Origin of the sequence: Vibrio aestuarianus, assembly GCF_012395185.1 — a bacterium.
GTDB classification, from domain to species: Bacteria; Pseudomonadota; Gammaproteobacteria; order Enterobacterales; family Vibrionaceae; genus Vibrio; species Vibrio aestuarianus.
Genome location: NZ_JAAZTU010000010.1, coordinates 1 through 13,866, shown reverse-complemented (window position 1 = coordinate 13,866; position 13,866 = coordinate 1). Strand labels below are relative to the sequence as shown.

At 41.7% G+C, this 13,866-nt stretch carries 10 protein-coding genes and 1 pseudogene; 5 read left to right on the top strand and 6 right to left on the bottom strand.

Annotated elements, in window-relative coordinates:
- Positions 1-83 precede the first annotated feature (83 nt).
- From HGG78_RS06530 to HGG78_RS06515, 4 genes are all read right to left on the bottom strand, one after another.
- Positions 84-1,847, bottom strand: a complete 1,764-nt coding sequence (locus tag HGG78_RS06530; protein ID WP_172532373.1) for a sodium:solute symporter family transporter — start codon at positions 1,845-1,847, stop codon at positions 84-86.
- Between the two features lie 340 nt (positions 1,848-2,187).
- A complete protein-coding gene (locus HGG78_RS06525) occupies positions 2,188-2,814 on the bottom strand; it encodes a bifunctional 4-hydroxy-2-oxoglutarate aldolase/2-dehydro-3-deoxy-phosphogluconate aldolase (RefSeq protein WP_053309412.1) in 627 nt (208 codons plus the stop codon).
- Between the two features lie 55 nt (positions 2,815-2,869).
- The gene (gene kdgK, locus HGG78_RS06520) at positions 2,870-3,802 is read right to left on the bottom strand and encodes a 2-dehydro-3-deoxygluconokinase (protein ID WP_171981120.1); all 933 of its coding nucleotides are present in this window, start codon (positions 3,800-3,802) and stop codon (positions 2,870-2,872) included.
- A gap of 31 nt (positions 3,803-3,833) precedes the next feature.
- On the bottom strand, positions 3,834-4,169 hold the full coding sequence (locus HGG78_RS06515) for a cupin domain-containing protein (protein WP_171981121.1): 336 nt from the start codon (positions 4,167-4,169) through the stop codon (positions 3,834-3,836).
- Positions 4,170-4,475: 306 nt separating this feature from the next.
- Here HGG78_RS06515 and HGG78_RS06510 point away from each other — a divergent pair, with 306 nt between their 5' ends.
- Positions 4,476-6,677: a heparinase II/III domain-containing protein gene (locus HGG78_RS06510; RefSeq protein WP_172532372.1), complete on the top strand. Its 2,202-nt coding sequence runs from the start codon at positions 4,476-4,478 to the stop codon at positions 6,675-6,677.
- A complete protein-coding gene (locus HGG78_RS06505; RefSeq protein WP_172532371.1) occupies positions 6,677-8,827 on the top strand; it encodes a heparinase II/III domain-containing protein in 2,151 nt (716 codons plus the stop codon). The genes HGG78_RS06510 and HGG78_RS06505 overlap by 1 nt, the downstream gene beginning before the upstream one ends.
- Before the next feature lie 188 nt (positions 8,828-9,015).
- On the opposite strand, the gene HGG78_RS06500 is transcribed toward HGG78_RS06505, so the two are convergent.
- Entirely contained in the window at positions 9,016-10,383 is a 1,368-nt protein-coding gene (locus HGG78_RS06500) for an MATE family efflux transporter (protein WP_080996299.1), read from the bottom strand.
- A 166-nt stretch (positions 10,384-10,549) separates the two neighbouring features.
- A complete protein-coding gene (locus tag HGG78_RS06495; protein WP_053309417.1) occupies positions 10,550-11,263 on the bottom strand; it encodes a FadR/GntR family transcriptional regulator in 714 nt (237 codons plus the stop codon).
- Positions 11,264-11,627: 364 nt separating this feature from the next.
- Here HGG78_RS06495 and HGG78_RS06490 point away from each other — a divergent pair, with 364 nt between their 5' ends.
- The 3 genes and pseudogenes from HGG78_RS06490 to HGG78_RS06480 form a co-directional block, all read left to right on the top strand.
- Positions 11,628-12,347: a FadR/GntR family transcriptional regulator gene (locus tag HGG78_RS06490; RefSeq protein WP_053309418.1), complete on the top strand. Its 720-nt coding sequence runs from the start codon at positions 11,628-11,630 to the stop codon at positions 12,345-12,347.
- Between the two features lie 111 nt (positions 12,348-12,458).
- Positions 12,459-12,638, top strand: a pseudogene (locus tag HGG78_RS06485) (hypothetical protein); the annotation flags it as partial.
- A gap of 506 nt (positions 12,639-13,144) precedes the next feature.
- The coding region (locus HGG78_RS06480; RefSeq protein ID WP_172532370.1) for a hypothetical protein at positions 13,145-13,866 on the top strand (722 nt) is incomplete at its 3' end.

Sequence of the window (13,866 nt, the reverse complement as noted above, 5' to 3'; positions counted from 1 at the left end):
CTTTGAATTGAATGAGTTTCTAGCATGATACTAAAAATCCCGCCGAATATGGCGGGATTTGACTAGATAATGAAGAGACTTATTTAAATGGCAGACTCTTTACTTGTAACCGAATTTTTACGAGCAGCATTGACCAGCAATATACCCACAGTCAACACGATAGAGCCACACAGCAAGAATAATAAACGACCAGTTGGTTCGTTAGGAATGAGCGCCATCGTAAGGATACCAAAACCTGCTGTACAGATAAGATTACCTAGCATTGAGCGCTGTTTTGTATCCAAATTCTGTTGCTCTTCACCTTGCGCAATAAGCGGTGTATTCCAGTTTTCAAACAGTTGATCAACTTCTTTCTCGCGTTCAGGTGACAGGCCTTTGTAGAAGCGTGTGGTAAGCAAGAAGAAACCACCAGTTAGAACTACGTGAGCCGCTAAGCTAAGACCAACTTTCAGATCAGCCCATTCACGACCTGTTAGTGCTTGGTCAAGGCCAAATAGGTGCTCAATGTCGCTTGCTTGTAGTGAAATACCAAATACATAAGAGACGACACCACCAACAATGAGCGTTGTCCAACCCGCCCAATCTGGTGTTTTACGCACCCACATACCTAGTAGAACAGGGATCAGCATTGGGAAACCAATCAAAGCACCTACGTTTAATACAATATCAAATAGGCTTAAATGGCGCAGTGAGTTAATAAACAGACCAATCGCAATGATGATGATGCCCATCATAATGGTTGTTAGTTTACTAACCATCACCAATTCTTTCTGTGTGGCGTTTTTACGTAAAATAGGTTGGTAGAAATTACATACAAAGATACCAGCGTTACGGTTCAAGCCAGAGTCCATTGAAGACATGGTTGCTGCAAACATTGCAGACATCAGCAAGCCAACCATACCAGCAGGCATGATGTTTTGAACGAAAGCAAGATAAGCAGCATCACCAGCTTTGTTACCCATAGAAGCGTATTGAGCCGCGAAATCTGGCATAAATGCACTGACATACCAAGGTGGTAGGAACCAAATAAGCGGACCAACAATCATTAAGATACAAGCAAGCCCAGCCGCTTTACGCGCATTTTCACTGTCTTTCGCACAGAGATAGCGATAAGCATTGATACTGTTGTTCATTACACCGAATTGTTTTACGAAAATGAAAACCACCCAAAGAATGAAAATGCTGACATAATTGAGGTTATTACCGAACATGAAATCACCGTTGAAGTTTTCAACGATGTTTCCGATGCCACCACCATGGAAGTAAGCCGCGATAGCACAAGTGATCGTCACCGCCATAATGACGAGCATTTGCATAAAGTCAGAAGCAACAACAGCCCAAGAACCACCAGTCACCGCCATAATAACCAGCACGACACCTGTAAAGATGATGGTTGCTTCCATTGGAATATCGAATACGGCAGCAACAAAAATGGCCAAACCATTTAACCAGATACCTGCAGAAATAAGGCTGTCAGGCATACCGGCCCATGTAAAGAATTGCTCAGATGTTTTACCGAAACGTTGACGAATGGCTTCAATAGCCGTTACGACCCGCAGTTGACGGAATTTTGGAGCAAAGTAGATGTAGTTCATGAAATAGCCAAATGCGTTGGCTAAGAATAGGATTACAACGACGAAACCGTCACTGAATGCGCGTCCTGCAGCTCCTGTAAACGTCCATGCTGAAAATTGTGTCATGAAGGCAGTTGCACCCACCATCCACCACAACATTTTGCCGCCCCCACGAAAATAATCGCTAGTTGAGGTGGTGAATTTTCTAAACATCCACCCAATAGCAATTAAGAACATGAAGTAGGCGAGTACCACGATAGTATCAATAGTCATTTTTCAGCCTTAAAGGTTTAAGTCAATTATCTAAGACGTATACTATCTTATCGCCTGGTTTATTTGTAGTACAATAACTCTTTATCGTGATCTTAATCTCACCATTTTTACCGTTAAAGTTTGTTTACACGGCCTTTTTTGCATGTTTTATGGGGTTTTTGATGAGTTAATACGAAATGGGAAACATTACCACCCTTCAATTGTATTACTAAACTTCGTGATTTGATAAGGCGATGTATGGATATTACGCGAATAGGGAAATAGACAAGATAGATAGCGAGGAGAGAAAAAAGCCCCTTGCGTAAAGAGGTGCAAGAGGCCGGACAGAATAAAAATAAACTTACGCGTTAACGTGAGCGACGGCATCACGAACTAATGTGCCTAGCTCTTCCCATTGACCTTGATCAATCAGTTGAGTTGGAACCATCCAAGTGCCACCACATGCAAGTACTGATGATACAGATAAGTAGTCATCGATATTGTTTAGACTTACTCCACCGGTTGGCATGAATTTTACGGGGTATACTGCTGATAACGCTTTTAACATATTCACACCGCCAGAAGGCTCGGCTGGGAAAAACTTCAAGGTGCGTAGTCCCATCTCCATTGCTTGCTCAACTAAACTTGGGTTATTAACGCCAGGTACGATTGGAATATTCTTATCCAAACAATATTGAACCGTCCGTGGGTTAAAACCAGGGCTAACAATAAAGTCGACACCAGCTTCGATGGCTTGGTCTACTTGATCGTTAGTTAAAATCGTGCCTGCACCGATTAACATTTCTGGAAATTCATCACGCATTGTACGAATTGCTTCAGCAGCACAAGGAGTACGGAAGGTGATTTCTGCACAAGGCATACCATTTTCCATCAGTGCTCGGCCCAGTGGGATTGCATCTTCCACTTTGTTAATAGCGATAACAGGGATAACTTTGAGTGCAGAAAGTTGTTCGTTTAATGTCGACATGGTTTTATCTCTTTGTAAGCAAAATAAACCTCAGTTAAGAGGTTTATTAAAAATATTATAAGGATAGCTTTGGCATAGCTTGCTCTGGGATGATAGCGCCGTGATGCTGAATAACACTACCAGCGACGGTATGCCCAGCAAATGCAGATTCTTTTGGTGTTCCACCACACAGGCGTTTTGCCAAGTATCCAGCACTAAATGAGTCACCAGCGGCTGTGGTATCGACCACGTTATCGACACGTGTTGCTGGTACATACTGTGCACATTCGGCATCAATCACCAAGCAGTCTTTACTGCCACGTTTGATAACAATTTCTTTTACGCCAGCTTGAGTCGTACGGTCAATACACTGTTCAAGATAGAGATCACCATAAAGCAGCTGCTCATCATCAAAGGTTAGTAGGGCCGTGTGCGTAAACGTAAGCATTTTTGTATAGTTTTCGATAGCTTCTCGCTGGCTATTCCACAGTTTAGGACGGTAGTTGTTATCAAAAATAACTTGCCCCCCTTTTGCTTTGTATGCCTCTAAGAAGCTAAACAGAGTATTGCGGCCGTTTTCTGTGAGAATTGCTAATGTAATACCGCTTAGGTAGATAGCATCGAACTCGAATAATTTATCCACGAGCGTAGGGGAGCTTGTTTGATCAAATAGGTATTTTGCCGCAGCATCATTACGCCAATACATAAAGCTACGCTCACCAGTACTATCGGTTTCGATGTAATAAAGCCCAGGTTGTTTATTTTCAATACGCAAAACAAGCTCGGTGTTTAGTCCCTCAGCTTGCCATTTCTGAATCATGGTTTCGCTAAATGGGTCTTGGCCGAGTGCCGTAACGTAATTGGTTTGTACTTGTTGTGCTTTTGTTAGTCGAGACAGATACAAAGCCGTATTTAGCGTGTCACCACCAAAAGACTGGGTAAATGCACCCGCTTTTTTTTGCAGTTCAACCATGCACTCACCAATGACGGCGATCTTTACAGAGTTCATATTCTTACCTTAATCAGCGGTGTTGGTTGTGTTAACTCAGGAAGTCTGCACGAGCAGGAGAAAACATATCAAGTAATATACTGTCTTGCTCAAGAGCAACTGCACCGTGCACAAAGTGCTTAGGTGCGATATAAGCATCACCAGCTTTAAGTACTTTTTTTACACCATCGACTTCAGCTTCAAAGCTACCGCTTACTACATAACCAATTTGGTCATGAATTTCGTGTGCGTGCGGAGCCCCAATAGCGCCTTTATCAAAACATAGATGGACAGCCATTAGCTCGTCAGTGTAACCAACAATTTTACGCTTGATGCCACCGCCCAACTCTTCCCAAGGATTTTCTTGCAAATTAAAGAAATGGTTCATGTAGGTTCTCCTAAGCAAATATCTAATCAAATTTTCATGCTGGGTATTATAATCAAATCCACAATAAATAATACAATATGTTTTTATTGTGTGATGCTAATCAATCTCATCTCATTTTTTTGTTTATAATCAGTTGTTTGTATTTTCATTGATCTTTGGGTAGCTGTATGAACAGCCTCGTTGAAAAGGGAAATTTGTGATTTCCTTCATTATTTAACGAGTATTTAGTATGATTTAATCTCATATTGTATTACTTTATGCGGAGTTTAAGAAACGAATCTCTTTAGTAAGAGGGTGACAAAAATTATGACGACACAACCAATTTTGCTGACGGATGCAGAAATAGAGCAGCTTCACCAAGAAATAGGACGCCCTAGCTTAATGGGGAAAACTATTGAAGCGTATAAGAAAGAGGTGGAGGCATTTATGCGTTTGCCACTTGATGTTCCTGGACATGGTGAAGCGGGTGGTTATGAACATAACCACCATAAACAAAACTATACGTACATGAACTTAGCCGGTCGTCTTTTCTTGATCACTAAAGAGGATAAATACGCGAAATTTGTCCGTGATTTATTAGCGATTTATGCCGAAAAATACCTCACGTTTGATTTTCATGTTCAGAAAAACACCAATCCAACGGGACGCTTATTTCACCAAATTTTGAATGAGCATTGTTGGTTGATGTTTACGAGTTTAGCCTACTCATGCGTTGCTTCTAGCATGACAGAGCAGGAACGCCACGCTGTTGTGACGCGTATTTTTGAACCTATGCTGGACATGTTTACCGTTAAATACGCTCATGACTTTGACCGAATTCATAACCACGGCATTTGGGCTGTGGCGGCGGTTGGTATTTGTGGTTTGGCGATTGGTAAACGTAAGTACTTAGACATGTCGGTCTATGGCTTAGAGCGTAATGAAACGGGTGGTTTCCTAGCGCAGATTTCACAATTGTTCGCGCCTTCTGGCTACTACATGGAAGGGCCTTACTATCACCGTTATGCGATTCGCCCGACCTGTGTGTTTGCGGAAGTGATTCACCGCCATATGCCTGAAATTGATATTTATAATTATAAAGACAAAGTGATTGGCAATACGGTACAGGCATTACTTGCCACCGCGTATCCGAACGGAGAGTTCCCTGCATTGAATGATGCTTCACGTACCATGGGCATCACTGATATGGGTGTGCAGGTTGCGTTAAGTGTTTATGCAAAACACTACGGATCTCAAGACTCTGGTGGTGTTGATAATAATATTTTAGGCATGGCGAAAATTCAAAATTCAGTATGGATGCATTCGTGTGGATTGGAGTTGTCACAAGCGTATGAGAAAGCAACGGCTCAGCGTGAAATTGGCATGCCTTTTTGGCCAAGTGTTGAGCTTAATGAAGGTCCTAATGGTGATAAGGGCGCACAAGGCTTTATCCGTATGCAGGATAAAAAAGGCGATGTGTCTCAACTGGTGATGAACTACGGTCAGCATGGTATGGGTCATGGCAACTTTGACACGCTCGGTATTTCGTTTTTTAACCGCGGTCATGAAGTACTGCGTGAATACGGCTTCTGTCGTTGGGTTAATGTTGAGCCTAAATTCGGCGGCCGTTACCTAGACGAAAACAAATCGTACGCTCGTCAGACCATTGCTCATAACGCAGTAACGATTGATGAAAAATGTCAGAATAACTTCGACGTTGAACGTGCAGACTCAGTACACGGTTTGCCTCATTTCTTCAAAGTAGAAGATGAGAAAGTCAATGGCATGAGTGCATTTGCCAACGATCACTACGATGGTTTTGACATGCAACGCAGCGTATTCATGCTAAACATTGAAGAGCTAGAATCTCCGTTATTGTTAGACCTATATCGCTTAGATTCTACAAAAGGCGGTGAAGGTGAGCACCAGTACGATTACTCCCATCAATATGCAGGTCAGATTGTTCGTACTAACTTTGAATACCAAACTCATAAAGAATTAAATACCTTAGGCAGTGATTTTGGTTATCAACACCTTTGGAATGTAGCCAGTGGTGAAGTAAGCCAAACGGCATTGGTAAGTTGGCTACAAAACAACACCTACTACACATGGTTGGGCACAAGTTCAAACGACAATGCTGAAGTTATCTTCACTCGCTCTGGGGCAAATGATCCATCATTCAATTTACGCAGTGAACCAGCATTCATCCTTCGCAGTAAAGGTGAATCAACCTTGTTTGCTTCAGTACTTGAGACACACGGCTACTTCAATGAAGAGTTCGAACAGTCAGTAAGTGCGCGAGGTGTTGTACAAAACATCACTATTATTGGTCATAATGACGTTGGTTCCGTTGTCGAAATTAAGACTGCGGTTTCTGACGTAATCGTGATGATCAGTAATCAACTTGGTGCAACAGAAAACACCAAACACACCTTAGAATTCCATGGTAAAGCATACAGTTGGACAGGTTTCTATTCTTTAGAAATCAAGCAATTAGAGCAAGGTTCCACTGGGCAGGAGAAAAAATAATGAGCTATCAACCACTATTACTTAACTTTGAAGAAGCCGCAGAGCTTCGTAAAGATCTTGGCAAGGATAGCCTGTTAGGAAAAGCGCTTGCGCGTGATATTAAACAAACTGACGCTTATATGGCGGAAGTTGGCATTGAAGTGCCAGGTCATGGTGAAGGTGGCGGCTATGAGCATAATCGCCATAAGCAAAACTATATCCATATGGATCTTGCGGGTCGTCTGTTTCTCATTACCGAACAAGCGAAATATCGTGATTATATCGTGGATATGCTTACCGCGTACGCAACGGTCTATCCAACGCTTGAAAGCAACGTAAGCCGTGACTCTAATCCTCCAGGTAAGCTGTTCCACCAAACGCTGAACGAAAACATGTGGATGTTGTACGCATCTTGTGCTTACAGCTGCATTTATCACACGATTTCAGAAGAGCAGAAGCGTCTTATTGAAGATGATCTTCTTAAGCAGATGATTGAAATGTTCGTAGTCACTTACGCACACGACTTTGATATCGTACACAACCATGGCCTATGGGCAGTGGCTGCGGTAGGTATCTGTGGTTACGCGATAAATGATCAAGAGTCAGTGGACAAAGCGCTTTACGGCCTGAAACTAGACAAAGTCAGCGGCGGTTTCCTCGCGCAACTTGACCAACTGTTCTCGCCAGATGGCTACTACATGGAAGGTCCTTACTACCACCGTTTCTCGCTACGTCCAATCTACTTGTTTGCAGAAGCGATTGAACGTCGCCAGCCAGAGCTTGGTATTTACGAATTCAACGATTCAGTAATTAAGACAACCTCTTACGCGGTATTTAAAACGGCATTCCCAGACGGCACATTGCCAGCACTGAACGATTCATCAAAAACGATTTCTATCAATGATGAGGGCGTAATCATGGCAACGTCTGTGTGTTACCACCGTTACGAGCAAACGGATACCTTACTTGGTATGGCAAATCACCAACAAGACGTATGGGTTCATTCATCTGGTCAAACACTTTCTAATGCGGTTGCAAAGGCAGAAAATATAAAAGCATTTAATTGGGGAAGCCTGTTTGTTACCGATGGCCCTAAAGGTGAGAAAGGTGGCGTAAGCATTCTTCGTCACCGTGACGATCAAGACGACGACACCATGGCGTTGATCTGGTTTGGTCAACACGGCAGCGATCACCAGTACCACTCAGCGCTTGATCACGGCCACTACGACGGTCTACACCTCAGTGTATTCAACCGTGGTCATGAAGTGTTGCACGATTATGGTTTTGGTCGTTGGGTAAACGTTGAACCAAAATTTGGCGGTCGTTACATTCCAGAAAATAAATCTTACTGCAAGCAAACCGTCGCTCACAACACAGTAACGGTTGATCAAAAAACACAAAACAACTTCGATACCGCATTGGCTGAGTCTAAGTTTGGTCAGAAGCATTTCTTTGTTGCCAACAATAAATCTTTACAAGGAATGAGCGGCTCTATTTCTGACTACTACACTGGCGTCGATATGCAACGCAGTGTGCTTCTTGCTGAAATTCCTGAATTTGAAAAACCGCTAGTGATTGATATCTACCGTATTGAAGCGGATGCAGAGCATCAGTATGACTTACCAGTCCATCATTCAGGTCAAATTATTCGTACTGATTTTGATTACCAAATCGAAAGTACGTTGAAGCCACTTGGTGAAGATAACGGTTACCAACATCTATGGAACGTTGCGTCAGGTAAAGTGGAAGGTAGCTCACTGGTTAGTTGGTTACACGATAACAGTTACTACAGTATGGTCACTAGTGCGGTTGAAGGGAGTGAAGTAATTTTTGTTCGCACAGGGGCAAATGATCCAGACTTTAACTTAAAGAGCGAACCTGCATTTATTTTGCGTCAGTCTGGTCAAAACCATGTGTTTGCATCAGTACTAGAAACTCACGGTTACTTTAACGAATCTATAGAGGCATCGGTAGGTGCTCGCGGTCTTGTTGAATCTGTGTCTGTTGCGGGCCATAACAGTGTCGGGACTGTTATCCGCATACAGACCACTTCGGGTAACACTTACCACTACGGCATTTCAAACCAAGCTGAGAATGAACAAAATACGCTTCATTCGGTAGAGTTTGGTGGTGAAACGTTCTCGTGGGAAGGTGCGTTCGCCCAACTATAATATTTTCGACACTCATATCTTTGCGGGAACGAAGATAGAGATTACATCGGAAATAAGTCCAAGCCAGATAGCTGATGTTATCTGGCTTTTTTTGATATGACGAACTAGATATTGGATTTGAATATCGGTGTGGAGGCTGTAGGAGAGAGGAACACCCACTTTCCTATCGAGTTGCTAGCGCTATAAATTTAGTCATACATCAGCTTTTCAGCTTTCTGCATATCGAATTCTTTCAGTGACTTTCTGGCTAAATGCCGGAACGGCAGCATCTTAACGATTTCTTCAAAGGGCTGAATCGCGAAGGCCCAAAAAATTGACCCATCGAAAACAAGCACAATCAACGCACATAACGGGATTGAAATAATCCACTGACCAGTGAAATTAATCTTAAAGACATCGGTGGTTTTTCCTAGGGCTCGTAAGACATTGCCATGCACCGTGTTATAACCTCGAACGATAGGTAAAAAGATATATAACGGAGCAATAGCAGCCAGTGCATGGTAAGTTGATGGCGCTAACTCTGGGTAAATATCACCAATGACAACACTTATTGCTGCAAAAAGCCCTGCACAGAGAATGGAAATGTAAACCGCAACATCAATACTAGTATCGACATCTTTTACAAGGCTATCCATTTTACGTGAGCCTATCGCTTGGCTGATGGTGATCGCTGAAGAATGAGCCCAGGCCGTGATAAATTGAGATCCTGCGCGAACCCAGGGCATAACGAGTGTAATCGCTACATAAGCGTTAATATTCAGTTGTGAATAGATTAACTGATAGATAGTGGCCCCTATCGATAGAATGGTAATGTTTGCCGCAACTGGAAAAATTTCAAGGAAGTGCTGGCGAATATTACGAGCTAATGAAGGTAAGTGAGGGCGGATATCAAGATTAACGTGTGAACCGAAATGTAAACAAACCGAGAGATACAACAACCGGACACCAATCGCGATAAGACTTCCAAGTGCAGCCCCTTGAACACCAATGCCTTCAAATTGAGAAAATCCATGTATGAAAACAAAAGACAGTAAGGCATTGAGCGGCATTTCAATTAAGTAGCCTTTGAAAGGGATTTTTGTCCTTCCTAGGCCATTAAACAGGGCGATCATCACCTGTGTCAGTGCGGTAAATAACACAAGGTATTTGGAAATACTGAGGTAACTGTTGATTTGTACGTAAAGCGATGAATCATCGGTCAGTAATTGGATCAACGATTGGTCAAACATCGTTAACAGTAGCCAGAAAAAGATGGCAGCTAACGAATTGATGATTAACCCAGACAAAAAAGCCTTCGATAGTGAAGTATTTAACCCAGAACCAACTGCGCGACTTAGTACTAATTGAGTGCCGTTAGCCAAAGCCATCTGAATACCTAATACAAACGCAATTATCGTCGTCGCGATACCCATAGCTGCTAAAGAAAGTTCACCTAGTGGAGATACAAGCAGAGTATCAATCATTAACATTGACTGCATTAAAATGGCATTAAGCGCCAATGGCCAGGCGAGTGATAGATTCTTTCGAAGGTAAGATTGGGAAGACACAAAGACCACCTAAAATAAAAGCAACAACAAGGTGGCTTTGTGCGCCACAATGGTATTGCGCAAATGAACTTCAATGATATTTAACCGCAAAAGACAACTAGCTTATTGCAAGTTAATTCACGTTGCTTGCGGCTCAACTTTCTGTTTAATAGATATTTAATATCTCGCTTATCGGTTAGCTAGCGATATGGGCGAGTTTTTGGTTTTCATCATCTAGCAGTTGTTGCGAAGCAATTCTAGCTTGAGAAGCATTACCCGTCATGATGGCATCGTAAATGGCCTTGTGCTCTGATAAACAGAATCGACCACCTTCGGCGGAATGGTCGATAAACTGTTTAAAAATAGCAGACAAAATATTGCTAAACGGGATGTAAAATTGATTGTCTGTTGACAGAAAAATAGTCTGGTGAAACTGATGATCATTGAGTGCCCAGCTGTCGTAATCAAAGCTGTTAGCAGCCCGCGTCATTTCTTGGAAAAAAATCGACAGCTGTTTACGTTGCTCCACAGTGGCATTGGTTGCAGCAAGTGCACAAGCTTCTGGTTCTAAGGCTTTTCGTAATCCTAAAAACTGTGAAAGGAAAGGCTGAATATCGTCTAAATCTTGAATCCAGTCGAGCAATTGAGGGTCTAGAAATTGCCATTGTGCACGGGGAGAAACTAAAGTGCCTACCTTTGGCTTAGACTCAATAAGTCCCTTAGCTGAAACCAATTTTGTTGATTCTCTTAACGTAGTTCGACTGATCCCGAGCTGCTGACACAGTGTCATTTCATTAGGCAGTTTATAATGTTCTTTAAGCTCACCTGATAATATTTTTCGTGCTAGTTGCCTAGCAACTTGTACATGAATTCTTCGGCTAGAATCTTCAACCAAGGAGAATAGCGACATAGTGGCCACCTTATGCAGTGCTGTGTTTGAAGCGTAATGATTAGAAAACCAAGCAAAAATGCTCCTCAATATGATATAAATAATACAATATTACCTTGTTAATTCAAATGACAAGCTGAACCATTGGTCAAATATTGTGATTTGAGCTCAAGATATGTGATTTGGTGCACGCTTATTGGTTACAGTGATGACGTGGAAGAGGGGGCAAGCAAGGATTGGAGCATGTCATTGATACAAGAAAGTCAAAATAGCAGTTTAAAAGCACTTAAATACATCACGTTTATAGAAAGTAGGTTTGTTGCCATTGAGTATAAAGTGCTATAATTTTCGTTAAATAATACATATTAAAAATAAGTAGTAACCTATGGCGAGTGCTTTTAATTCTATCTCTGATTCAAAACGTAGTTTGCATGTACAAGTTGCTCGTGAAATTGCACGTGGCATTCTTTCTGGTGATTTACCCCAAGGTTCGATTATTCCGGGGGAGATGGATCTTTGTGAACAGTTTGGTGTTAGTCGAACTGCGTTGCGTGAGGCTGTTAAATTATTGACATCCAAAGGACTTTTGGAGTCTAGGCCAAAAATTGGCACACGCGTTATGAACCGAGCTTACTGGAACTTTTTAGACTCTCAGCTTATCGAATGGATGGATGGGTTGGCTGACAACGATGAATTTTGTCTTCAATTTCTCGGCCTCCGATATGCCATTGAACCTGCTGCTTGTGCTTTAGCTGCTCGCAATGCAACGGCAGAGCAACGGATTGAACTTTCTGCGGCTTTCCAAGCCATGTGTGAAGTGGCTGAAGCTGAAGAGTTTGACCAACAACGATGGTTGGAAGTGGATACAAAATTTCATAGTCTGATTTTTAACTCAACAGGCAATGATTTCTACCTGCCGTTTGGTAACATTTTGACCACTATGTTTGTTAACTTTATATCGCACTCTTCTGAGGAAGGAAGTACCTGTATTAATGAACATCGCCACATCTACGATGCGATTATGGCTGGTAATAGTGAAAAAGCTCGCCAAGCTTCGGCAGACCATTTGCAGGCGACGAATCACCGGTTGCCAGTCGTTAATTAGTTCAAAACGACGTATTACGCTTCTGTGATTAATTTTAAAAAAAGCATACATTGGTATGCTTTTTTATTTTGTTGATTATATATTAATACTAATTAATCACAGGTATTCGCTATGACACAATCTCTATTGCCAAATATTGTTCAGTTTGTTGGTCAAATTGATCCCTTTGATAAAGTTCCTAAAGAGGCATTAAGAGAGCTTTCTAACCATATTCAAATTGTGTATCTCGCCAAAGGTGAAGTCATTGACTTATGTCTAGAAGGTCAAGATAAATCCTTTAATGGAATTCGAAGAATAACCAAAGAAAGTATAATAAACTAATTATAATTCCATCTTTCATTACTTATTTTTTAATGTAATGCATTAAATGGTTAGATTATCAGTAAGTGAGATGATAAATATATTAGCGCTTCAATAAAACATATGCAGATTATGACTATACTGACTTTCGTGATTGCAAAGATGGTGATAATAAGCAATCAACGATATTTCTCGAAATAAAATCTATTCAAGAAATAAAACTTAACAAAATACGCCATATATAATCATGATATTTATTTAATGGAGTCATAAATGTTTGCAAGTCCCATTTCTGCTGAAAAAAAAACACACACAAAGATGTAGAAGGTGAAAAAACCTGTCCATCTTTCACCGTACAGAAGGTTAGCCACTCGCCTTGCAGAGGTTTACCTACATTTCTACAACCCTCTTCGACGAAACTTGCGGATCAAGATCGCAACACTGAGCGTGAAGGAAGAGCTCATCAATCTACATGGATACAGTCCTATTTGGCGGGTATGACGATTGCAACTCCTCGTCGAGTAAACACAGACCAACAAAGTTTAGTGAATATAGGCATTGAAGAGCGCCATATCTCAAAAATCAGAGGGGACAATGTCAGCTCAAACATCTTGAAAAAACTGGAGAATCTTACTTTAGAGCAGCAACAGCAACTGAAAGATTTTGGGATTGTCGGTGATACATTAAGCAATTTAGTAAACGGTGCTGGGAGTGGTTCAAAAAATCTAAAAAATCTAAATGCAGTATTGGGTATCACGCCAGAGCAAAAGGAAAAGCTAAGTAATTTTGGGATCACCCCCGACAAATTAGTTAAAGTACTCGGACATTATGGCGGTTCCAAAACTCTGGAGGTATTGCTTAATCTCACGCCAGAGCAGGAAAAAACATTGAATGATTTGAGAGTGGTAGGTGATAAATTTGTCTCTATTGTGGAATGCGATGGTGGTTCAATAAACATAAAGGCATTGCTTACACTTACGCAAGAGCAGAAGGAAACGCTAAATAATCTGGGGATCACTGCTGACAACTTAATTCGTGTAGTCGGGCAGCCTGGTGGTTCTAGAACTCTGCAGGCCGTGCTGGCTCTTACGTCAGAGCAAAAGGAAAAGCTAAGTAATTTTGGGATCACCCCCGACAAATTAGTTAAAGTACTCGGACATTATGGCGGTTCCAAAACTCTGGAGGTATTGCTTAATCTCACGCCAGAGCAGGAAAAAAC

Excerpts from the sequence above, each read along its gene's own strand:
- HGG78_RS06505 (WP_172532371.1), top strand. The coding sequence starts at position 6,677 with ATGAGCTATCAACCACTATTACTTAACTTTGAAGAAGCCGCAGAGCTT.
- kdgK (WP_171981120.1), bottom strand. The coding sequence starts at position 3,802 with ATGAACTCTGTAAAGATCGCCGTCATTGGTGAGTGCATGGTTGAACTG.
- HGG78_RS06510 (WP_172532372.1), top strand. The coding sequence starts at position 4,476 with ATGACGACACAACCAATTTTGCTGACGGATGCAGAAATAGAGCAGCTT.
- HGG78_RS06490 (WP_053309418.1), top strand. The coding sequence starts at position 11,628 with ATGGCGAGTGCTTTTAATTCTATCTCTGATTCAAAACGTAGTTTGCAT.
- HGG78_RS06495 (WP_053309417.1), bottom strand. The coding sequence starts at position 11,263 with ATGTCGCTATTCTCCTTGGTTGAAGATTCTAGCCGAAGAATTCATGTA.
- HGG78_RS06530 (WP_172532373.1), bottom strand. The coding sequence starts at position 1,847 with ATGACTATTGATACTATCGTGGTACTCGCCTACTTCATGTTCTTAATT.
- HGG78_RS06515 (WP_171981121.1), bottom strand. The coding sequence starts at position 4,169 with ATGAACCATTTCTTTAATTTGCAAGAAAATCCTTGGGAAGAGTTGGGC.
- HGG78_RS06525 (WP_053309412.1), bottom strand. The coding sequence starts at position 2,814 with ATGTCGACATTAAACGAACAACTTTCTGCACTCAAAGTTATCCCTGTT.